The sequence below is a fragment of the Mucilaginibacter pankratovii genome (genome assembly GCF_014773265.1).
In the GTDB taxonomy this organism is placed as follows: domain Bacteria; phylum Bacteroidota; class Bacteroidia; order Sphingobacteriales; family Sphingobacteriaceae; genus Mucilaginibacter; species Mucilaginibacter pankratovii.
This window is the reverse complement of the sequence record NZ_JACWMY010000002.1, coordinates 573139-597203: the sequence shown is the minus strand read 5'-3', so window position 1 is coordinate 597203 and position 24065 is coordinate 573139. Positions and strand designations below refer to the sequence as shown.

Sequence of the window (24065 nt, the reverse complement as noted above, 5' to 3'; positions counted from 1 at the left end):
CAAATATGGATCGTTTCTATGAAACTTGCTTTGTTTGGTATGCTTAGCAAGGGGTTGAAACCCATTGTTACAAGATTTGCCGTCCGCTATGCGGACTCGTAAGTTCAGGAGACTACAAATTTGGTCCAATATTTTATGGGTTAACTTAAAGATAAACAGAATCAAACAATATATCCACGGATAAGAGTTCAATCTGAGCAGAAATAACGATATTGGCGGTGCAAAACCCGAGGGAGCCTTGTAAAAGGAGGGAGATGCACTACATATATCTAATTTTTAATTACTTATCAAATGAGAGGTCCACTCAGAAAATTTGTAAGCATTGCCGCATTGTGTCTTGTTGCAACTGCATCCGTAAAAAGCCAGCCAAAACCGGTTTACACAAAGTATGTAAACACCTTTATAGGCACGGCACCGCTTAACGATCCAAAAATTCTCGGTTACGAATTGCCAAAGGGATGGCGTTCCTGGGCGGGGTTAACGTTTCCCGGCAGTTCGCTGCCAAACGCGATGGTACAGCTAAGCCCGGTTACCGAATATGGTTCGGGCGCGGGTTACCAGTACGAAGATTCCGTTATCCTGGGGTTTACCCATACCAACAAGGGGCACTGGAACCTTTGTAACATCCCCATCCTTCCCGTATCCGGCGGGAACGGCAAGTTTGGTTCGCGGTTTACGCATAAAAAGGAAAGCTCGGCACCGGGCTTTTACCAGGTTTATCTGGATGATTATAAAGTTGATGTGAAACTCACCTCGACACTAAGAAGTGGTTACCACCAATATACCTATCAAAACAACACCAACAGGCAAATACTTTTCGATCTCGGCAAAGCCAACAGCCGGGTAACAACCTGGAACATCAAGCAGGTTGGCGATAACGCCGTACAGGGTTTCCAGGGAGGCGAGAATGTTTACTTCTATGCGGTTATCAACACCAAAATAAAAAGTTTAGACAAGACCGATGAAGGCAAACGCACCGGCAATGCGCTCATCACCCTGGCCAATGAGGGCACCGGGCCAGTAGAGCTTAAAATAGGGCTCTCCTTCGTTAGCGCGGAAAATGCAAAGCAGAATCTCGAAAAGGAAATAGGCAATAAATCTTTTGAAACCATCCGCGCAGAAGCTACCCAAAATTGGGAAAAACTGCTTTCGTTTATCCAGGTAAAAGGCGGCACAGCTAAGCAAAAGACGATGTTTTACTCCTGCCTGTACCGCTCTTTTTTATGGCCGGCATTACGCAGCGATGTGAACGGCGAGTTTACAGATGTCAAAAAGAACGTGGTGAAAACCGGCTTTAACTACTATACCGAACCTTCGCTTTGGGATACTTACCGCAATAAGGATGTGCTTTTGGGCTTGATCAGTCCGCAGGTTACGCTCGACGTCATTAAATCGATGAAGGATGTGGGCGATAAAACAGGCTTTATCCCCACCTTTTTTCACGGCGACCACGGCGCATCCTCTATTGCAGGTGCCTACCTCCGGGGGATCGATAATTTTGATATCAAAGGCACATACCAAATACTGTTAAGAAATGCCAACGTCTCAGGCGGAGCGCGGCCTTACATCGCCGAGTATATCGAAAAAGGTTACATCTCCGACCCGGATATAGCTAACCCAAATGTGGAGACCAAGGCCAAAGCCGGTGTTTCTAAAACTCTGGAATATTCTTATGACGATTATTCGGTAGCGCAGATAGCCAAAAAGTTAGGCGATACCGCCAACTACCGCATCCTGATGGCCCGGTCTAAAAACTACAAAAACATGTTCGACCCGTCCACCCGCTTTATGCGCGGGCGACTGGAGAACGGCGATTGGATAAAAAACTTTAACCCCCAATATCCTTACTACGAGTACATGTATCGCGAAGCAAACGCCTGGCAGGTATCTTTTTTCGCGCCGCATGATATGCCGGGCTTAATTAAATTATACGGCGGGCCAAAGGGATTCGAGTCCAAGCTCGATTCGCTGTTCACCCTGCCATGGAACCCCAGTTACATCGCACGTAACGTAGAAACCATGATAGGCCAGTATTGCCAGGGCAACCAGCCCGACCATGAAGCACCGTTCGCCTATATTTTCATCAACAAGCCGGCGAAATCGCAAAAGATCCTGGATCACATCATGAATGATCTGTATGGTATCGGCAAAGAAGGACTGGAGCTGAGCGGAATGGACGATGCCGGCGAGATGTCGTCCTGGTACGTGTTCAGCGCTTTGGGTTTGTATCCCTTCTCGGCAACCGACCCTAAGTACATCGTTACCGCGCCGCTTTTTGATGAGGTAAAATGGCGCACCAGCAATGGCAAGTTGCTAACCATCACCAAACCTGGAAAGGGCAGGGCCATCACATCAGTAAAAGTAAACGGGGCAAAACTGAACGGATACTTTGTGTCGCACGATCTGTTTAAACAGGGAGGGAAGATCTCTATCGCCTCAAAGTAGTTTAATGCTAAAAATGATCACACGGTAAATCATAATGTGCTACAGGTTCAATATCTTCGTCCTATTGAATATTGGAATGCCATAGCACATTCCCTGCCGGTATAAGTACAGAAAAACAAATAATAAATAAATACCTTACATGAATCTAAACGTCACAAAGGCGGGTCTTACGGCCACGCTCTGGCTTTGCGGAACCGTACTGGCCCTTGGTCAGCGTATCGATCTTAAAGATCTGTCTGCTTTTAAAAACCCCGGTAGTTCCTGGTCGGTAGCCGGGAATGTTTTTGCCGACCTCAACGCCGAAAATGCGCTGAAAACCACCAAAGGCGACGGTATTCTGGTTAACCAGTCCACAGAAAAAAAAGCCGGATCGGACCTGTTCACCACTGCCGAATACGGTGATGTTGCTGTAGAGCTGGATTATTTAACCTCAAAAGGAGCAAACTCGGGTATTTACCTGCAGGGAAATTACGAGATCCAGATAGACGATGCCTGGGGATTGAGAACGTCCACATCGCACAACAATGGTGGTATATACCAGCGCTGGGATGATAGCAAACCCGAAGCCGAAAAAGGTTACGGTGGTGTTGCGCCCCGCCAAAACGCGAGCAAAGCACCCGGCTTGTGGCAGCATATCAAGATCATCTTCCAGGCTCCTAAATTTGACGCAGCGGGCAAGAAAATCGCGAATGCGAAAATAATAAGCATCGACCTGAACGGCGTAACCATCCATGAGAATGTAGAACTGTTTGGCGCGACCCGTGGCGCCGCCGGTGCAGAAAAAGCTACAGGCCCCTTGCGCTTGCAGGGCGACCACGGTTCTGTAGCGTTTAAAAACATCTCCGTTACACCTTTAACAACATTGCCTAAAATGAGGCAGGGTAATGATGACGACCCGATTTACATCAACGCGGAAAGCAACAATATGCTGCGCAGCTTTGTGGATATTGGTAATGTTCGTTCGGTGCATGCCATATCGGTAGGCGGGCCGGAGAAAACGGCCTACAGCTACGACCTGGATAACGGCACCCTGTTGCAGGGCTGGCACGGTGGTTTTGTTGATGCTACCCCCATGTTTCATGATCGTGGTAACGGTACCTCGCTCGCTTTAGGCAGTGTAACCCATTTTACCGCAAAACCTGTTTTAGCTATTAATAAACTGGCAAGCGCACAGGACAAATGGAATGCAGATACCACCGGCACCGGCTTTTTCACCAAAGGATATGTACTGGATAGCCAGGAAAGGCCCGCCTTTAAATATTACATCTACGGCAACACCGTTACCGATGATGTGAAGATACTGGCGAACGGGCAGGGTATAAGCCGCGAGATTAGCCTAGAGAAACCGGCGGAGGGCCTGTATTTCCTACTGGCGAGCGCCTCATCTGTTGAAGATCTGGGCAACGGCCTGTATTTGGTAGGCGATAAAGCATACTACATACAGCTTGCCGATGGATCGGCGAAGCCGGTTATCAGAGATGCTGATGGCAAGAAACAATTGATCGTAGCCATTGGCAGCAAGTTAAGTTACACCCTATTATTCTAAGCCGCACCGCAATGAAATATACATTTAAAACGATACTGACACTGGCGCTAAGCTTAAGCTTTTCAACGCTTTTTGCCCAGGAGACCCCTAAAGAGGAAGATTTTTTCAAGATAAATAAAGTACGTGTACCCGAAGGCCCCGTTTTAGAGGTAGGTGGTTTAACAACCCTGCCAAACGGCGACCTGGCGCTGAGCACCCGCCGCGGCGAGGTGTATATTGTAGAAAACCCAACCAGCGCAAAGCCTTACTGGCGCCGTTTTGCTTACGGCCTGCACGAGATATTGGGTATTGCCTATAAAGATGGCGCGCTATACGTAGCACAACGCGGCGAGCTTACCAAACTGGTTGATAAAGACCAGGACGGCAAAGCCGAGATCTACGAAACCGTTTACGCATGGCCACTAAGCGGCCACTACCACGAATACAGCTTCGGACCTAAAATAATGAAGGATGGCACCTTTATGATAACTGCCAACGTTGCCTTCGGCGATGAAGAATGGTGGAGAGCCGAAAGCCGTGTGCCTATGCGTGGCTGGGCAATGAATATTACCCCAGGCGGCAAAATGACACCTTACGCGGCGGGTTTCCGCTCGCCGGCAGGTATAAGCTCAATAGATAGCGAGTTTTATTATACCGAGAACCAGGGTGACTGGGTAGGCTCGGGCGGTTTATGGAAAGTGAATAAAGGCGACTTTATGGGCCACCCCGCCAGCTTAAGGTGGACCAGCCTGCCAAATTCACCGGTGAAACTACAGTCTGATTTCTTTTACTCGCAGATGGACGAGCGCCGCATCAAAAACGAGCAGGGCCGATACATTAAGCCGGAGAACCGGGTGAACGAATCCTTCAAAACCCTGTTTGAGATGAAGAAGGTATTTCCCGAGCTGAAATTACCATCGGTATGGCTGCCTTATGGTATTTTAGGGATCTCCTCATCAGAGGCTGTTAAGATCCCCGCCAATACCTTTGGCCCCTTTGCAGGCCAGATCCTGGCGGGCGACCAGGGGATGAGCATCATCTCGCGCATCTTTCTCGAAACCGTAAAAGGCCAGGAGCAGGGTGCAGCATTCCTGTTCCGTAAAGGTTTCCGTTCGGGCGTTCTGCGTTTAGAATGGGGTACCGATGGCTCCTTATTTGTAGGCGAAACAAACCGCGGTTGGGGCTCGGCAGGTGACGCTAACGAAGGGCTGGAAAGATTGGTTTATAACAACAAAACACCATTTGAGATGAAAGCCGTAAGGGCAATGCCCGATGGTTTTGAAGTGGAATTCACCGCGCCTGTCGACCGTAAATCGGCCGAAGACCTGGCATCCTACAACGCCGAAAGCTTTATCTACAAATATCACCCGGTTTACGGTTCGCCACCGGTAAATACCGAAAAATTGAAAATCGCGGGCGTTAAAGTTTCTGCCGACGGATTAAAGGCAAGGATCATCGTTCAGGGCCTTCGCCAGTACTATATCCATACCTTAACGCTGGATGGCTTACGGTCGCAAACCGGATTTTATTCACTGGTACACCCGGTAGCCTATTACACCTTAAACCAGATCCCCGATGGCGATAAGCTTTCGATGAGTGAAGTGAGCACTAAAAACTCTGCCACCACACCGGCCGTAACTCCAGCAACCAAAAAAACTACCGCACCGGCAAAAGGCGGAGCTGCCGCGACTAAGGCCACCAGCACCAAAGCACCAACCTTTAAAGAGGTAGAAGGTTTGCTGACCAAAAATACCTGCCTCTCGTGCCATAACCCAACCAAAAGGCAAATAGGCCCGCCATTCGCAGAGATCGCGAAGCGTAAATATTCACCGGAGAAGATCTTCTCGCTGATCCATAACCCGCAGCCGCAAAACTGGCCGGGTTACTCCACCGAGATGCCGCCAATGCCGCAGGTTACCAAAGCCGAGGCATACAAAATTGCGGGTTATATTAACTCGTTACGGTAAACAAATCCAGATATCAACAAAAAGAGGGTTAGCGGAAATGCTAACCCTCTTTTGTTTTAATTTGTTTTGTGGCTTATTTCAATATCTTAAATATAACCACCAGCACAAAAATATCGCGCAGCGCCTTAATGGCATTGTGGAGCGTGTTGTATATTGTGCGCTCAGTAAGGCCGGTTTGTAAGGCTATATCGGCAAAACTCTTCTCATCAAAATAGCGCATCCGGATGATCTCTATTTGCCGCGGCGATAACTGGTTCAGCGCTTTCTGCAAACGTTTCTTGGTTATCTCATCGTGCTGGCTGGCAATCAGGATGTTTTCGTAGGGCTGTTCGGCAGCGGCGGTGGTAATGGTATCCTCATCCAAAGTAGAGGTAAGCGTATTGCGCGTATAAAGCTGGTACGTTTTATAAAGGATGCGCTTATATATGGTAAGCACGTATTGCTGCACATTCTGTACATCGGCCAGTTTATGCTGGATGCGCCAAAGCTCGATAAACAGGTTGTTAATGCCCTCCTTCACCAGTTCCGGGTTTTTATACATGGATAGGCCGAAACGGTACAGGTCGTCGTAAAAAATATCAAAGCACGCGTAAAGCCCTTGTTCGCCGCCTTCTGCAAGCAGCGCCCAATTCTTTTTTTCGCGTGTGATCTTATTACTCATTTAGCTGTTTTACAGGGAGGTTAAGGCCCGGTTTATTAATTAATGATGAAATTAATAAAATCTTTTTAAAATAATTTAAAAAGCGTTGGTAAAAACGAATAATCTTTTGCACTTGTGTGTAAATACCAACTAAATGGACTACAATAACTATAATGTCGAGGATTTTTTAACGGATGAAAGCTTTATTAACTACTGCTACGATTTAAACGAGGCAGATAAAGCGCATTGGGAAAACATCATCCTTACGCAGCCGCTGTTGAAAAAGAAGATTGCCGATGCCCACGAACTTTGCCTGCTCTTGGCCATACGGGTTACCAAAGCCGATAAACACAAAGAACTTGAAAAACTAAAGGCCGCCATTGCCGGCGAAAAACTAAAAGGCGTACCTGTTGCCAAAGTGCGCCGGTTATGGATTCCGCGACTGGCTATCGCCGCTACCATATTGGCCCTGGTAATTGCCTACGGTGTTTACAAATTCAGCGCGCCGGTATCGGGCGTGGTCTTGTACAGCCGGGTTAATACCTCAACGTATCACATGGTTGCCCAAACAGAATCGAGCAGCCGCAAAATTGTGGTACTGCCCGATGGTACGGTGGCTACGCTAAACGGATCGAGCTCGCTGCAACTGGCAAACGACTATGGCCGCAATGATCGCCACGTTGTATTAACAGGTGAGGCCTTCTTCGAAGTGAAAAAGGATAAAACCCGGCCCTTTGTAGTGCTTACCAACAAAACCGCCACCACCGCATTAGGTACCTCATTTAAAGTAAGCAGTTACGCTAATGCTAAAACCGCGAGTGTAATGCTGGCTACCGGTAAGGTAAAGGTGGAAGCCACCCAGCCGCAATCGCCTATTGCTGCCCAGTTCTTAACGCCCGGCCAACAGGTGGTACTAACCAGCGGTGCAAATACCTTCCAAAAATCAAGTTTCGATCAAAATGAAATTAAAAACTGGCTGGGCATTAAAATGGTGTTTACCAACGCCAGCTTTAGCCAGATAGCCGATAAAATAAACTATACCTATGGCGTGCGCCTAATTGCCGATGGTAAAGCAGCAAACAAGATCATGTTCACCGGCCGGTTTGATAACAAAAGCCTTACCGAGGTGCTCGATGCTATCGGTTTCGTAAACAACTTCAGCTACGTGCAGAAGGGCGATACCGTGAAAATTGTGTTCTAAACTCAAAAAACAAACGATACAATCAACAAATCCTAATTCTTAAACTATGCAAAAAAAACTACCCGATCCGCATTTTATCTCTAAAATGTTATTGAGGATGCTTGGCGCGGTGTTCCTGGTAATTTGTACCGGTGCCTACGCCCAATCGTCGCCGCAAAAACTTTACACCTTTAACTGGCAAAAGGTGCCGGTAGAAAAAGTGTTTAAGCAAATAGAAGATGCCACCAAAGTGCACTTCTCCTACAACCCTGCCGATGTAGACCTCAGCCAAAAAATAAGCCTGAAGGTTACCGATAAGCAGCTGGTTGAAATTATGGAAGCGTTGGCTGCCCAGATCCCGGTTAAGTACAAGATCTCGGGCGAAACCGTGCTGATACAGGCGGTAAAAACCAACAAGGGGGCCGCCGTATTTACATTACGCGGTAAGGTGTTAGATCCCGATAAGATGGCACTGCCCGGCGTAACAGTTACCAACACCAAAACCGATAAAATAGCAGTTACCAATACCGCCGGCGAGTTCTCCATAGAGGCAAACAATGGCGATGTGGTTACTTTTAAGATGCTGGGTTTCGAGCCATCATCACTTATCGCCAATGAGCAAACCAACGGCATTGTTGTAAACTTAGCGCTGAGCAGCACCGAACTAAAAACGGTGGTGGTTACAGCATTAGGTATCAAACGCGAGCAGCGTGCCTTAGGTTATGCGTTAAGCGAAGTTGATGGCAACGACCTTAAAAAGGCCCGCGAAACCAACGTGATCAATTCACTTGCAGGTAAAGTGCCGGGTTTAATTATCAATAGCACTGCAGGTGGCCCTGCCGGTTCCTCGAGGGTGATCATCAGGGGTAATACCACTATTACCGGTAACAATCAACCGCTGTACGTGGTAGATGGTGTGCCGATTGATAACTCTAACTACGGCCAGGTAGGCGGTGGTAAATACAGCGGTGGCCAGGATTTTGGCGATGCCATATCTGCCATCAACCCCGATGATGTAGATAAAATAAGCGTACTGAAAGGCCCTGCCGCGGCAGCGCTTTATGGCAGCCGCGCGGGTAATGGTGTTATATTGATCACCACCAAAAGAGGCGGCAACCGCAAAGAATTGGGTATCGAGTTTAACAGCACCTCATCTATAGAAAACCAGCTGACCACGCTCGACGGCAACCAGTTCATCTACGGGCAAGGTAGTGCCGAGCAACTGGTAATTGATGCTGCACAGGCAAAAAATACGCTGTTCAACAACTTCGGCCCGCGCTTAGATCCAAGCCTGAACGTAATAGGCTTTGATGGCGTTTACCGTCCGTTTGCCTTGGTGAAAGATAATATTAAGGATTTCTTCCGCACAGGGTCAACGTTTACTAATACCGTTGCGTTCTCTAATTCAACTGATAAAACATCGTTCCGCCTCTCGATCTCCGATCTGCGTAACCGCGACATCGTACCCGGCAGCAACATCCGCCGTAACACCTTTAACTTTAACGGTACCTCCAAATTTGGCAGTAAAGTTACTTTAGAGGCCAGGGTGATGTACATGAACGAGGATGTAGTTAACCGCCCTTCGCTTGCTGATGATCCGGGTAACATCGGTAATAACTTTATCGGCCTGGCTAATAACGTAGATCAGTCGTACTTCAAAACCGGCTACAAAGACGCCGAGGGCAACTACGTAGAATGGGGCGGCGGCCAGTACAGGCTTGACCCATACTGGGTAATAAACGAGATGAAGAACCAAACCAAAAAGAACCGTATGATAGGCGGTTTGCAGGGTAATTATACCATCACCAGCTGGTTGAGTTTACAGGGCCGTGCTTCAACAGATTTTACTTATTTCGATTACAGCAAATTTAGTCCGCGCTCTACACCGGGCTCCCTAACCGGCAGGCTGGAGACCACCAACCAAAAGGTACAAACTACCGAAGCGGATATGCTATTAACAGCCCAGAAGCAACTCACACCGTCGTTCAACCTGTCGGGCCGTTTGGGTGCAAGTATCTCGCACACATTCAATCCGGGCTACACCGGCAATTATATCAATATGGTGGCTACGGATGTAATAAGCTCTAATAGCTTCTCTGATAAAACCATACTGGATGTATCGCCTCGTGGCCGCGAAACCCGTTCGGTTTACGGCTTATTGAGCGCCGGTTACAAAAGCATTTTATACGTAGATGCAACCCTTCGCCGCGATGCGGTATCTACGCTGCCATCGAGCAATAACACCTACACCTACCCCTCCTTAACAGGTAGTTTTATTTTTACCGATGCGTTTAAGATCGATAAGTCTATCCTTTCATTTGGTAAGTTAAGAGCCTCCGTGGCCGAGGTAGGTAGCGATACCGACCCATACCAATTGAATTTGGTTTATGCGCTTAGTCCCCAAAACTTTAACGGCACACCTATCGGTGGTATCGGCAGTACAATTTTGCCGCCGCTTGGCTTAAAACCAACCCGCACCCGCTCTTACGAGTTTGGTACCGAGCTGAAATTTTTTACCGATAGGATAGGGCTGGATGTAACCTACTACACCTCCAAATCGCGCGACCAGATCAACGTGGTGAATATCCCGCTGTCAACAGGTTTCGCGCAACAACTGATCAACGCAGGCGTTATCAGCAATAAAGGGGTGGAGGTTCAATTGAACACCAAACCAATTGTATTAAAAGATTTCAACTGGGATTTGAATGTGAATTTCGCCCGCAACATCAACAATGTAGAATCGCTGGCAGACGGTGTGCCTTATTTAACCTTATCTGATGCACGCTGGTTGGGTACATCGGTAGTGGCAAGGCCGAACACCGCATACGGCGCTATCCTGGGCTACGGCGCACAAGTTGATAAAGACGGTAACGCCATATTAGATCCGGTTACTTTAGCACCGCTGCAAACTACGGATCGCCAGGTATTAGGCAAAGGCACCTGGAGCTGGACAGGCGGTATCAGCAGTTCGTTCTACTACAAAAATTTGGGCTTAAGCTTTATTGTTGATATCAAACAAGGGGCGAGCCTGTTCTCCATGACCAACCTTTTCAACGTGATCCGTGGCAGCAGCTTAACCACTTTACCGGGCCGGGCCGAATGGATAAAATCTGAAGAGGACCGCCAAACCGCTGGCCAGAGCATTGAGCAATGGACAGCAGCAGGCAATGTTAGGGGCTACGTACCGCAAGGCGTGGTACAAACAGGTACCGATGGAAGCGGCAATCCTGTTTATACCAAAAACACCAAAGCTTTAGATCCGGCCGTTTATTGGGCAAATTACTACAGCGATGGCAACGGTGTGGCAACACCTTTCATCTACGATGCCAGCTACGTTAAAATGCGCGAGATCACTTTAAGCTACCATGTACCATCGGCTATTTCATCAAAATGGGGCATCAAAAACATGACGGTTGCATTGGTGAGCCGTAACCCCTTCATTATCCACAAAAACGTACCCAATGTCGATCCGGATTCCAACTACAACAACGGCAACGGGCAGGGGCTGGAGTATGGGTCGTTACCATCCCGCAAAAGCTGGGGCTTTAACTTAAATGTGAAATTTTAACGAGGTATTTGAAATTGATAATCATAAAAAGATGAAAAGACATATAAATAAATTAACCATCATGCTTTTAACGGTTACCATGATTTTGGGATCGTGTAAAAAGTTTAATGATTTTGGTGACATGAACACCGACCCCACCAAATCGAGCAACCTCGACCCGGTTAACCAATTGGTGCTTACGCAGCTGCGCTATTCGGGTGAGTTGACCATTAATGAGCGTACCGGCATTATCATGACCATGCCGCTGGTGCAGCAAATTGGTGGTGCATATTACACCCGATACGGTTTCGAGTACGTGAAAAACAGGCAGTACATGTCGGAATTGTGGGAGCTTGGCTACCCCAATGATGTGCTGAACATTGTTGACGCGACCGACCGCTCTGCTAAAATGCCCCTTAAACCAAACCTGAACGCCATGTGCCGCATTATGAAGGTTTATATTTTCGACAGGATAACAGATTTGTATGGCGATATTCCTTACAAACAGGCGGGTGCGGGATACATCTCGGGAGTTATCCGCCCAACGTTTGATGCGCAAAAAGATATCTATGATGATTTCTTTAAAGAGTTAACCGAAGCATCTGCCCAGTTAGACGCATCAAAGGACAACGTATCTGCGGATATATTTTACCAGGGCAATATTGCCGCCTGGAAAAAGTTTGCTAACTCCCTGCGCCTCCGTTTAGCCATGCGCCTGAGCAAAGTTGACCCTGAGAAAGCAAAAACACAGGTACTGGCCGCCTATGCCGCCGGTGTATTTACCAGCGCTGCCGATAACTGCATTACCCACCATGCCGATGTGCAAAACAGCTATGCCGATATCCGCGGCAACTCGGTTTCGGTTGCGATAAACCAATACCCCGACGAAGGCCGACCGCGTGTTTGTAATACGCTGCTCGATCAAATGAAGAGCACCAACGATCCGCGCCTGCAATACATTGCCCGTGCTTACTGGGTAAACCCCGATAAACCATCGGAAAGGCTGGACGTTACCGACGGCGTAAAAGCGCAGGTTGGCATCATTGGCGTTGGCCCCGGTAAGTATAACTACGATGATTATTTAGGTGCCATAAATGTTGACCTTGGCGGCGGCCGCGCAGTGCAGGTGCCAAACAACGGCCAAAAAGTACAGTTGGCCAACTGGATGATCACCAATGATGCACCATTCTTCCACATTACGTATGCTGAAACAGAGCTTTTGTTGGCAGAAGCCACACAGCGCTGGGGCTTAAGCCTGGGTGTTAACGCTTCAACGCATTTTCAAAATGGCGTATCGGCGGCTATGAAACAACTGGCCGAGTTTAAAGGCGGCCCGGTGTTAACCGATACCCAGATCCAAAACTTTAAAACGGATAATCCGCTTGCGCCGGGCAACGAACTGAGGCAGATAGATACACAACTTTGGGTAGCCTTATTGCTGAACGGTCCCGAGGCTTATGCCAACTGGCGTCGTACGGGTTTCCCGGTTTTAGCACCTGCTATCACGACAGAATCTACCGCGACCACTACGCCGCGCAGGTTTGAATACCCGCTTACCGAAACCGAACAGAACCTAACCAACATTAACAAAGCCATTGCTTTGATACCCGGTGGGCAGGATGACTGGACCGGACGCGTTTGGTGGGATAAACTATAATATACAACAATGATGAGCAAAAATATTTGGTGCGCCATTTTCCTGGTGATAGCGATGATAAGCTGCAAAAAAGGCGGCGCAAAACCCGAAGTTAAGGTTGATGATAAAATCCCGGCAGGGAGCACTTCTTTTAGAGTAGTAGGCTACCTGCGCGCGCATAATGTGGAGGATGGGCAGGCCATAAAGTTTGATCTGAGCAAGATAACCCATCTCAACATCGCTTTCATCAATCCCGATGCTGCGGGTAATTTTACAACGCTGGATGGTTTGAGCGCTTTGGTTGCAGCGGCACATGCAAAAAACGTAAAGGTGCTGGCATCCATAGGCGGCGGGCTTGCCCCGGCATACTACACCACGCTGATAGCTGATAACAGCAGTCGTGCTAAACTGGTGAGCAGTATTGCCGCGTTAACCGATCAGTATAACCTGGATGGTATAGATGTTGACCTGGAAGGCACTTTTGTTGATGGCAACTACGAGGCCTTTATGGTTGATCTGAAAAAGGTGTTGCAGCCCAAAAGTAAGCTGCTTACTACAGCCATTGCCACGGTTTATGCTACGCAGTACACCAACAAAGCGCTGGCGCAGTTCGATTTTATCAACATCATGTCGTACGATAAAACCGGGCCATGGAAACCAGAGAAACCTGGTCAGCATTCGCCTTATAATATGGCGGTGGAGGACCTGGATTATTGGGCAGGTACACGCGGCATCGCCAAAGAAAAACTGAGCCTTGGGCTGCCGTTTTATGGCTATGGCTTTGGTGCCGGTGTGCGTGAGGATATGACCTTTGCCGATATCATTAAAACCTACCCCGGTGCCGAAGATAAGGATGAGGTAACCGTGGCAGCCGGTGGCACCATGTATTACAACGGCAAAACAACCATCAAAAGCAAAACCACGCTGGCACTGCAAAAAGCGGGCGGTGTAATGGTTTGGCAACTTTTGCAGGATGCCGGTGGCGCAAATTCATTGCTCAGTATTATTGATGCCGAAGTAAAGGCGGCGAAGAAATAAATTAAAGATTAAGAAATTTCAAAACATAAGAAAATGAAAAAGATCTATCAAAAATTATCGTTCCTGCTGGTTTTGCTGGTGGCCCTAAGTGCCGGATGTAAAAAGGACGTGGCGCAGGAGCAGGAGGCGGCTAACCCGCTTCAGCCAAGGATATTTGATATCCTGCGGCAATTCTCGGGTGCGCAGGTGATCAGCGAAGGCGATACCGCCAAGTTTACCGGTGTAGAAATTACCCCGGCAGATAAAGCGGTTGTGAGCTGGCAGGTGAACAACGTAGAAGTATCTAAAGACAAGAAATTTGTATTTGCGCCAAAGGCAGGCGGCGAGTTCACCATCAAACTAAAAGTTACCTACAACGGCGATTCTACCGTGCGCAGCACCAAAGTGTTAGTAAACCCAACTACATACACCTTTAAACCTTACACGCAGATAGCCATGAGCTATTTAACCGGGGACGCTACCGCAGCCAACGTGAATTTTAATAACGTTACCCACATAGCATACAAAGTAGGCCTGGTTTCGCCAGAGGGTGATCTGGATGTATCATCGGGAGAGGTGAACCAAAAAGCTAACGAACTTGTTGCCCGCGCGCATATTGCCGGTGTACCGGTTATTATGGGTATCAGCGGCAGGCTCTCGGGTATCGACGGCTGGGCCATCTACGAAACCAACGATTTTGGTACCGCCATTCGCGATGCTGCCAAACGCGCTAAAGTGATTGCTGCCGTAAAAGCCTATGTTGCCGCCAAACGCATGGATGGAGTGGATATCCTGATGACCGACATCAACTCGGGCAACGCGCCGGATAACATCCACGCCATAGGCCCGTTCCTTACCGAACTGAAGGCAGCTCTGCCGGCTAACGCTATCGTCACCGTTACGGCTACCGTAAACTACCAGCACTGGGAGTACCCGGATCTTTCCGCTGCAAGCTGGGTGAATATCCACGCTTATGAAGATAACGGCCACATCGGGCCTGATGCACCGGTAGATCAATCGTCCAGCTACGATTTTATGGTGAGCAGCGCCAACATCTGGACAAACTTCCACCTGCCTGCCAGTAAAATTGTGGTAGGTATGCCCGCATTTGGTTTACGTTATAACGAATTGAACGCAGCCGGCAACAACGCCAGCTGGGGCTCTTACGATTACGTAACCTACAAAGCCATTATCGCTGCCGACCCGGGTGCTTTTGCAAACGAAGTGACCAATAAGCTTGGCGTAAAAACCTATTACAACGGCGTTCCTTTGATCAGCAAAAAGTCGCTGTACGTAAAGGCCAGCGGCTTTAAAGGCGCTTATTTATGGGGCGGCGATTATGATACCGCCGACGCAAACTCCTTAATGCTCGCTTTATTTAACGGACAGAAGTAGTCACAATAAACACCAATTATAAACCTAATGATGAGAAGATTATTCGGGGCGGCATTTGTATTGTTTTTATTATCCGCCCATAGCAACGTTTCCGCCCAAACAAAAACCATTAAATGGAGCGGCTATACCTGGAACGTAAAGGAACCTGCCGAGCAGGTAGGGCCGGGGCCGAATTATTGGTCGGCCAGTAATGTATGGGTTGACGGGAGCGGCTGGCTGCACCTTAAAATAAGCAAGAATGCCGCTAATGGCCGCTGGGAATGTGCCGAGATCAGCAGTACCGAAAGCTTCGGCATGGGCACTTACCAATGGCAGATGGATGCCGACCTGGATAAGTTTGATAAGAACATAGTGCTGGGATTGTTCAACTATTCGGGTGTTGATGCAAGGGACGAAATGGATATTGAATTTGCACGATGGGGTAACAGCGCCTATCCAAACTTAAACTACACCGTTTACCCAAAAGCGGGCGATCCGCCCAGGCATACCAGCTATTCTACCGAGTTTACTTCACCGAATGGTACCTACACTACGCAAAGGTTCATCCGTACGCCCGAAAGTGTTACGTTTAAAACCCTGTACGGCCACGTAGACGGTGATAACCGCGACAACCTGTTTTTAACAAAGGAGTTTAAAAGCCCTGCGGTATCCATCAGTAGCGTTGCTATGCCGGCTTTCTTAAACCTTTGGTTATTTAAAGGGCTCGCCCCAACCGATGACAAACCGGTGGAAGTGGTAATCCATAGCTTTAAGTTTACGGGAAAATAGCGTGATATTTTAATATCGAACACCGAATGTCCACATCGAATAATGAAGTAAAGTGAAAAGCACTTCGGCGTTCGATATTCAAAATTCATTATTCGATATTCAAAACTCATCGACTTTGTTGGTCTTGCGACTATAGGGTCGGAAGATTAAAAAAGCCAGGGCCATGCGCGATTCCCCTCTTGAGAGGAGCGGAGGGGTGTGTTCTGCACCATGCTTTACGCTATTGCATCGTGGCAAACACACCCCTGCCACCACACAAACCGGCGCGCCCCCTCTCAAGAGGGGAACTAAAAAATCTTCCGATAGGTGTGGCCTTATGACCAACAAACCCGGTTGCCGAACGGCAGCCGGGTTTGTGTTTTTTAATCGGGTTTCCTTACCATTTCGATGTGTTCTATCCCGTCTTCGTCGTAACGGTCGCCATCTTCCACAAAGCCGAGCGAGCGGTAAAACAGCAGCGCATAGGTTTGCGCGCCTATACGAATAGTCTGCGGGCCAAATAGCGTTTCGCAGCTTTGTATAGAAAGCTCCATCAACTTACGGCCCAATCCACTGCCCCTGAAAGCAGGTGAAGTAACCACCCGCCCAATGGACGGTTCTGAATAAGATAAACCGGCAGGCACCAACCGGCTATATGCAGCAAGTTTGTTATCCACATACAACAGCAGGTGATGGCATTGCTGATCCTTATCGTCCTGGTCTAAAAACACACAGTTTTGTTCTACCACAAATACCTCGCTGCGCAGGCTGAGGAGTTGGTATAGCTCATCAACGTTAAGCTGGTGGAAGGGGAGGGTTTTATGGGTGAGGTGCATGAGGAGATGTTTTGGGGCGAAATTAATGAAAATCTGCTAACATGCCCTTTACGTGCCTTTGTTGGTCTTGTGACTAACAATGTTCAAACAATAAAAAGCGGAGGGATGTGCGATTCCCCTCTTGAGAGGGGTGCAGGGGTGTGTTTCTGCCCGATGCATTTCGTGATTGCATGACGGCTAACACACCCCGCCACTACACAAACCCGCGCGCCCCCTCTCGAGAGGGGAACAAAAATAATCTTCCGAACATACCTATGGTCTTATGATCAACAAAGGTACGGTAGACACCTAAACGTCATCCTGAACTTGTTTCAGGACCCCACAGGACGGGTCGCCGATATGCTAAACGATTTGCACGTCGCTACTTTGCAGGTGGGGTGCCGAAATAAATTCGGCATGACGTGGGCGTTCTGCCCTTTGTTAGTCTTGTGACCAACAAAACCGGGTGCTGTAAAGAAATTGAAAGATTTAATATTAGGCTACTGAGGGGCATCTCGTTTGTCGTTGAAGACAACACCAAGGACAGCGGAATTTTACATTATTGCTCTATACAATTGAGTATCGGATCCGGTCTGTGGTGCGGTGATAACATCGACCACAGGCTAAATTGGAGTTAAATATTCTTTAATATATTGATTTTAGCGTTTAGTGAACTGTTATTCCAACAAATATTTTGCAAAGAACGCTATTGTAAGATCAGCATCCTTCGCGTTAAAAACATGGCCCAGGTTGGGCTGTACAACTATATCCAGTTTGTCGGTGGCGTTCCTGGCCTTGTAGGCGTCGGTTACCGTAACGAAACCGATCTGTGCGCCGGGGTATGGGTTGTTAGTGTCCTTGTCCTTACTTAATATCAGTAAAGGCCGCGGCGCGAAAAGCCGTATCATTGACGGGCAATCAAACTCGCCGGTTATGCCGGGCAGTATCTTGTCCCATACGGCTTTTACATTGGCCTGATTAACGGTGCTATCGCCCAGGTCATGGGCGGCTTTTTTATGGGCGTCGCCAATAGTGCCGGCACGGTCTTGCCATTTGTTATTCTCCAGGCTCCATTTAAAGCTTTGTACGGCAATACCCAGCACCGCCGCGTGTATCCTTATATCTACCGATGCCGCCATCCAGGTCTCCACCCCACCCATGGATATGCCGCCCATACCGATACGGTCGGCTTTAACGTCAGGGCGGGTGACCAGGTAATCCACCAATCGCCACAGATCATAAGAGGTATCATACAAAAAAGGATAAGCATGGTGTGTTTGGTCGTTGGTTTTAAAGGCCTGGTAAGCGGCCTCGGTATATTCTTTACTGCCGTGAGCGCCGCCGGGTATGCGCTGGCCATGGTAACGTGCGTCAATAGCTACACCCATAATGCCCAATTTGGCCAGTTTGATAAATATGGCCTTGATGTTGCCCTGATCCTTAGTGCCGCCGGTGCCATGCAGGAATATCGCCGCCGGGAACCTGGTTTGCCCGGCTATTACCGGTTTGTAAATAAGCACCGGCATGCGTTCGTTGGCTTCGGTATAGATACTCCCGGTATCTACCTGTATCGTATCCATGCTTACGTTGCCGAACCGGGGCTTCGGGTCCACCATCGGGCGGTTCAATAGATCTTTAAAATCTCGGGCTACTTTGTCCGGCAATGGGTAGTTCTCTGCCTGGCCAAATGCGACCGCGGCATTCATTATCAATAAAAATAAAAGCGCAGCGAACCTTGTATCTGGTTTGGTCTTCGGCATGATGTGGGAGCTAATTGATAACTAAATATATCAAGTTTCAATATAATGCACAACTTTTTATGCCATTTATATCACTCTCCAATCGCACAACACATTATAAATAATCTTGTAATTACCGGCCTTTGTTAGTAGTGGAGAAATTACCTAACAACTACCGGCAACTCCATCACCCTATCCCTAACAATATTCTCAATCTGTAGCAGCTGTTCGGCGGTTAACTGCTTTAGGTTTTCCTGGCTCAGGATGGTGTTGTTTATTTGGATGTAGTTCTTCTGCTCGGTTACAACGGTGTTGGTGCCGGGTTTGTTGATGGCGCCAACCATTTCAAAATAAAGCCTGGCGGCCCGCATGTTGCCGTTACGGGCAAACTTAAATACGCTGGCCAGCATTTCGTGGCTCATAAATTTAAATTGCTCGGCTTCGGCTATAAATTCCGGGTGCGATTTGTATTCTTTAAAATGTTTGGTCACCGTTTGCCGGCTGAGGCCGGTTTCTTCGGCTATGGCGCTTTTAGTGGGCATAACACCATACTGGCGCATAAAATCCGAAATGGCGCTGCGGATCACCGTATGGTTATGTTCCCACACGTCGTTTTTTGTACTGTCGGGGAGGATCAGTTCTATTTTAGCTAAAAGGTTGTCTCGTTCCACGCCTTTCGAGTCTGCTAATATTTGGGTAAGCCTTTCCTGGAATATTTCCCTTTCGGCACCGGTGAGCTCCTGCACATTTTCTACTGTGATTTTTTTCAGCGCAAGCAGTTCATCCACTTTACGTCGCGCAACAGTTAGCGTTGCCATAGCGGTTGTTTTCTTATTCATGTTATTCTTTATTTATAAAGATAAAATTAAAGAATAATCTTTATAAATGCAAATGTCATTTGTGTTTATTTTTATAAAAAAGTGTAAACTCGCTTAATGGAATAAATGTCTTATAATCAATTAGTTGTAAAATATATTTTTAAATAGTGTAAACTTTTGTAAACCCTGTCGGGTATTTATTGCGCTGCCTTGTTCTGTAGATCTGCGAAACAGATGGTCCGGATGGAAGTGCTATATAAAGGCATGACCAGCTAACAATTTATACAGGATATTACTAAATTTGCCAAAGTGGTAGAACTGAACGAATACGAATGTGAAATGCTGGACGCGGTGCTGGAAGCCTTTGGCATCCCCGACAGCTTAACGCGAAACCAATTGCTCACCCTGTTCGATCAGGACGAAGCCTCCGCCTTCGCCCTTATTCAGATCTTGATTCGCGAGGGCCTGGTAGCCGAAACAGGCAAGCACGGCGATTACGACCTGCCCGAAAAACTGGTGCTGAAGCTAAAGGGCGACAAGTTTTTAAAAGCGGGCGGTTTCCTCAAACGCTACCAGCTGGAACAGGCAAAACCAACAGAGGTAAACAGTATCCTGTCTAAACTACAGCAGCAAAACCTTTCCCTCCAGAACGAAAAGCTCCTGAACCAAAGAATAATTGCCGGCCTTAAAACACGGCAATACATTTGGTGGGCGCTTATGGTGGTAGCCCTCATCATCGGCTATTTTATTGGCCATGCTGTAAAAAAGTAATACCCCGGGTAACAACTATCTCCATAGCTTTTAACTATTTCCCATAGAATAATTCGATTGGGAATATCGCTGTTAATACCCTAATTTTATATTTCTCTGTAAAACCAAATACTTAACAGAAACCTATAAAAAATGGAAAAAGATTCGAACGACATCAGCAAATGCCCGTTTCACAACGGTGAGATGAAACACAATACTGCCGGTGGCGGTACCCGCAACCAGGACTGGTGGCCCAACCAGTTAAAGCTAAATATCTTACGCCAGCAGTCGTCTTTATCAAACCCAATGGGTGATGATTTTAATTACGCCGAAGCATTTAAAAGCCTCGACCTGGAAGCTGTAAAGCAAGATCTGCACGCATTGATGACCGATTCGCAGGACTGGTGGCCGGCAGATTTTGGCCACTACGGCGGCCTGTTTATCCGGATGGCATGGCACAGCGCAGGTACTTACCGCGTAGGCGATGGCCGTGGCGGAGGCGGGGCAGGGCTGCAACGTTTTGCACCACTTAACAGCTGGCCCGACAACGTAAGCCTGGATAAGGCTCGCAGGCTGCTTTGGCCTATTAAACAAAAATATGGCCGCAAAATTTCATGGGCGGATCTGATGATCCTTACCGGTAACATCGCGCTGGAATCGATGGGTTTTAAAACCTTTGGCTTTGCCGGCGGTCGCGCGGATGTTTGGGAGGCGGATGAATCGGTTTATTGGGGCTCTGAAACCACCTGGCTGGGGAACGATAAACGTTACCCGGGTGGTACGCCGGGCGTTGCGGGGCATGGCGTATTGGTATCTGACGAAGATGCAGGCGGAGGCAAGCATGCTCACAACCTGGAAAAACCGCTTGGAGCGGCACATATGGGCTTAATATATGTAAACCCCGAAGGCCCGGACGGTAACCCCGACCCGATAGCTGCCGCAAAAGATATCCGCGAAACCTTCGGCCGTATGGCTATGAATGATGAAGAAACGGTTGCGCTGATAGCGGGCGGCCACAGTTTTGGCAAAACCCATGGCGCTTCCACTTCCGACCATGTAGGCAAAGAACCCGAAGCAGCAGACGTTGATCTGCAGGGCTTCGGCTGGAACAATAGTTACGGAAGCGGTAAAGGCCAGGATACGATTACCAGCGGCCTGGAAGTAACCTGGACCAAAACACCTACGCAGTGGAGTAATAATTTCTTCGAAAACCTGCTGGGTTTTGAGTGGGAACTTACAAAAAGCCCCGGTGGCGCTCACCAATGGGTGGCTAAAAATGCAGAGGCTTTTATTCCGGATGCATATGATAGCTCGAAAAAGCATTTGCCAACCATGCTCACTACCGATCTTGCTTTAAGGTTCGATCCGTCTTACGAAAAAATATCAAGGCGCTTTTTAGAAGACCATGAAGCATTCTCTGATGCCTTCGCGCGTGCCTGGTTTAAATTAACCCATCGCGATATGGGCCCGCGTGCCCGCTACCTGGGTGCCGATGTACCACAGGAAATATTGCTTTGGCAGGACCCTATCCCCGCAGTTGACCATGCCTTAATAAATGATGCTGATGTTGCGGCCATTAAAGCAAAGGTTTTAGGTTCTGGTTTAAGCGTGTCTGAACTGGTTTCCACAGCCTGGGCCTCGGCCTCTACTTTCCGTGGTTCTGATAAGCGTGGTGGTGCCAATGGCGCGCGTATCCGTTTGGCACCGCAAAGGTACTGGCAGGCAAACAACCCGGCACAGTTGCAAAAAGTGCTGGGCGTACTGGAAGGTATTCAACAGGAATTTAATAGTGCAGATGGTAAGCAGGTTTCGCTTGCCGACCTGATCGTGCTTGCCGGCAGCGCGGCTGTTGAAAAAGCGGCTAAAGATGCGGGACAGGGTATTACTGTACCGTTTACACCCGGCCGTGCCGACGCTTCGCAGGAGCAAACCGATGTAGAATCGTTCGGGTACCTGGAGCCTGCTGCGGATGGTTTCCGTAATTACCGCAAATCAAAGATCCCGGTTTCAACCGAGGAACTGCTGATAGATAAGGCCCAGCTGCTTACCCTTACCGCGCCGGAATTAACCGTGCTTATAGGCGGTTTGCGTGTGCTGGATACCAACTTTGATGGGTCTAAACACGGCGTATTTACTTCTACTCCGGGCTTACTTACCAACCATTTTTTTGTAAACCTGCTGGATATGGGCACCGCCTGGAAAGCCGCGGACACCAGCAGGGAGATCTACGAGGGAAAGGACCGCAGTACCGGCGAAGTAAAATGGACCGCTACCCGTGCCGACCTCGTGTTTGGTTCCAATTCCGAATTGAGGGCCCTTGCAGAAGTTTACGCAAGCGCAGATGCCGGCGATAAGTTTGTGAAAGACTTTGTAGCCACATGGACCAAAGTAATGAACCTGGACAGGTTTGACCTGGCGTAAGTTGGGTTAGGAGCAAATTTAATATAACATGCAAGAGGCTGTTTCAGAGATATGAAACGGCCTCTTTTTTTTATTCCGCAATACTCAAAATAAAGGATATCTAATAATTGTCCCATGAAAATTACAGGCCGTGTTATCTTTTATTGATGATTGGATATTTACATTTGCCTGGTTTTGTAACAATAATATAAATGGAAATGATGATAAGGCCCTTGGGATCGATAGCCGCTCAAACATCTCTTTTAGGTAGAAGACGATTGATGATAAGAAACTTATTTTTCATTGGCCTCGTTGGATGCATAACCCTGGCCTCCTGCGGCGGTAAAAAACAACAGGATGCCGACGCGCCCGGTACGCAGGTATTAGATTATAAGGTGCTTGAACTGCAGCCGCGCAATGCTACGCTAAGTGTAGATTATCCGGCCAGCATACAGGGCCAGCAGAATATCGAAATAAGGCCGAAGGTTGATGGCTACGTAGAAAAAATATTTGTAGACGAAGGCAGCATCGTAACCAAAGGCCAGTTGCTTTTCAAAATAAACGCCCCGCAGTACGAGCAGGAAGTACGCACCGCCCAGGCAGGCATCAAAACCGCCGAAGCCGACCTTGCCCTCGCCCGCATGCAGGTGAACAAAGTAAAACCCCTTGTAGAAAAAGATATCATCAGCAAGTACGAACTGGAGTCGGCGGAGTATACACAGCAATCTAAGGCGGCGGCTTTGGCGCAGGCAAAGGCGGCGCTGGCCAATGCGCAGGTTAACCTGGGGTACACCACCATCACCAGCCCGGTAAGCGGGGTTATTGGTTCGTTGCCATTTAAATTGGGTAGCCTGGTAAACGGCACTACAACAGATCCGTTAACCACGGTTTATAATACCGCCAATGTGTACGCGTATTTCGCAATGAACGAAAAACAATTGCTCGATCTGAATAGGGATAGCACAGGCACCCGGTCGTTAAAAGCGGTTATCAATAAAATGCCAAACGTATCGCTTATCTTGTCGGATGGCACCACCTATGAGCACACCGGCCGGGTAGAAACCGTGAACGGCCTTATTAACACCGCAACCGGTGCCGCCAATGTACGTGCCGATTTTGTTAATCCGCGCGGGCTTATTCGCAGCGGGAGCAGCGCCTCGGTACGCATCCCCAATATCATAAAGGATGCCCTATTGGTACCGCAAAGCGCTACCTACGAATTACAGGACAAACGTTTTGTGTACGTTATAGATGCGCAGAACAAGGTGAAGAACGTGGCTGTAAAAGTAATGGATAATACCGCCGGCAAATTTTATGTGGTTACCGAAGGCTTAAAAGCCGGGGATAAGATTATCCTGGAAAGCTCAGGCAACATTGCCGATGGCACAGCCATTAAGCCTATTCCGGTTAGCGCCCAATCGGTTTACGGCGATCTTAAATAATC

At 48.2% G+C, this 24065-nt stretch carries 16 protein-coding genes; 12 read left to right on the top strand and 4 right to left on the bottom strand.

The window, feature by feature from the left end; all coding sequences use genetic code 11:
• The first annotated feature begins 291 nt into the window (after window positions 1–291).
• From IDJ77_RS05235 to IDJ77_RS05225, 3 genes are all read left to right on the top strand, one after another.
• Window positions 292–2445: a GH92 family glycosyl hydrolase gene (locus IDJ77_RS05235; RefSeq protein WP_191187873.1), complete on the top strand. Its 2154-nt coding sequence runs from the start codon at window positions 292–294 to the stop codon at window positions 2443–2445.
• Window positions 2446–2584: 139 nt separating this feature from the next.
• Entirely contained in the window at window positions 2585–3991 is a 1407-nt protein-coding gene (locus IDJ77_RS05230) for a 3-keto-disaccharide hydrolase (RefSeq protein ID WP_191187872.1), read from the top strand.
• A gap of 11 nt (window positions 3992–4002) precedes the next feature.
• Window positions 4003–5937: a c-type cytochrome gene (locus tag IDJ77_RS05225; protein ID WP_191187871.1), complete on the top strand. Its 1935-nt coding sequence runs from the start codon at window positions 4003–4005 to the stop codon at window positions 5935–5937.
• Between the two features lie 73 nt (window positions 5938–6010).
• On the opposite strand, the gene IDJ77_RS05220 is transcribed toward IDJ77_RS05225, so the two are convergent.
• Entirely contained in the window at window positions 6011–6598 is a 588-nt protein-coding gene (locus tag IDJ77_RS05220; protein ID WP_191187870.1) for an RNA polymerase sigma factor, read from the bottom strand.
• Window positions 6599–6731: 133 nt separating this feature from the next.
• Between IDJ77_RS05220 and IDJ77_RS05215 the strand changes: the two genes are divergently transcribed.
• Genes IDJ77_RS05215 through IDJ77_RS05190 form a run of 6 tightly spaced genes read left to right on the top strand, consistent with a single transcriptional unit; the run spans window position 6732 to window position 16120 of the window.
• Window positions 6732–7778 (top strand): FecR family protein, encoded by a 1047-nt coding sequence (locus IDJ77_RS05215; protein WP_191187869.1) that lies wholly within the window; start codon window positions 6732–6734, stop codon window positions 7776–7778.
• A 46-nt stretch (window positions 7779–7824) separates the two neighbouring features.
• Window positions 7825–11325 (top strand): SusC/RagA family TonB-linked outer membrane protein, encoded by a 3501-nt coding sequence (locus tag IDJ77_RS05210; RefSeq protein ID WP_191187868.1) that lies wholly within the window; start codon window positions 7825–7827, stop codon window positions 11323–11325.
• Between the two features lie 31 nt (window positions 11326–11356).
• Window positions 11357–12961 carry a SusD/RagB family nutrient-binding outer membrane lipoprotein gene (locus IDJ77_RS05205; protein WP_191187867.1) on the top strand — a complete coding sequence of 535 codons (1605 nt, stop codon included), beginning with the start codon at window positions 11357–11359 and terminating at the stop codon, window positions 12959–12961.
• 9 nt (window positions 12962–12970) lie between these two features.
• Complete coding sequence (locus IDJ77_RS05200) at window positions 12971–13978, top strand: glycosyl hydrolase family 18 protein (RefSeq protein WP_191187866.1); 1008 nt, start codon at window positions 12971–12973, stop codon at window positions 13976–13978.
• A gap of 33 nt (window positions 13979–14011) precedes the next feature.
• The gene (locus tag IDJ77_RS05195) at window positions 14012–15352 is read left to right on the top strand and encodes a glycoside hydrolase family 18 protein (protein WP_191187865.1); all 1341 of its coding nucleotides are present in this window, start codon (window positions 14012–14014) and stop codon (window positions 15350–15352) included.
• Window positions 15353–15379: 27 nt separating this feature from the next.
• Window positions 15380–16120, top strand: coding sequence for a glycoside hydrolase family 16 protein (locus tag IDJ77_RS05190; RefSeq protein WP_191187864.1), 741 nt, complete (start codon window positions 15380–15382; stop codon window positions 16118–16120).
• A gap of 362 nt (window positions 16121–16482) precedes the next feature.
• On the opposite strand, the gene IDJ77_RS05185 is transcribed toward IDJ77_RS05190, so the two are convergent.
• The 3 genes from IDJ77_RS05185 to IDJ77_RS05175 all read right to left on the bottom strand — a co-directional run bounded on the left by IDJ77_RS05185 (window position 16483) and on the right by IDJ77_RS05175 (window position 19492).
• Entirely contained in the window at window positions 16483–16935 is a 453-nt protein-coding gene (locus tag IDJ77_RS05185; RefSeq protein WP_191187863.1) for a GNAT family N-acetyltransferase, read from the bottom strand.
• 656 nt (window positions 16936–17591) lie between these two features.
• Window positions 17592–18620, bottom strand: a complete 1029-nt coding sequence (locus tag IDJ77_RS05180; RefSeq protein WP_224750969.1) for an alpha/beta hydrolase family protein — start codon at window positions 18618–18620, stop codon at window positions 17592–17594.
• 194 nt (window positions 18621–18814) lie between these two features.
• Entirely contained in the window at window positions 18815–19492 is a 678-nt protein-coding gene (locus tag IDJ77_RS05175; protein WP_191187861.1) for a hypothetical protein, read from the bottom strand.
• A 288-nt stretch (window positions 19493–19780) separates the two neighbouring features.
• Between IDJ77_RS05175 and IDJ77_RS05170 the strand changes: the two genes are divergently transcribed.
• From IDJ77_RS05170 to IDJ77_RS05160, 3 genes are all read left to right on the top strand, one after another.
• On the top strand, window positions 19781–20242 hold the full coding sequence (locus IDJ77_RS05170) for a hypothetical protein (RefSeq protein ID WP_191187860.1): 462 nt from the start codon (window positions 19781–19783) through the stop codon (window positions 20240–20242).
• Between the two features lie 132 nt (window positions 20243–20374).
• Window positions 20375–22642, top strand: coding sequence for a catalase/peroxidase HPI (katG, locus tag IDJ77_RS05165; protein ID WP_191187859.1), 2268 nt, complete (start codon window positions 20375–20377; stop codon window positions 22640–22642).
• 260 nt (window positions 22643–22902) lie between these two features.
• Window positions 22903–24063, top strand: coding sequence for an efflux RND transporter periplasmic adaptor subunit (locus tag IDJ77_RS05160; protein ID WP_191187858.1), 1161 nt, complete (start codon window positions 22903–22905; stop codon window positions 24061–24063).
• Window positions 24064–24065: the final 2 nt, after the last annotated feature.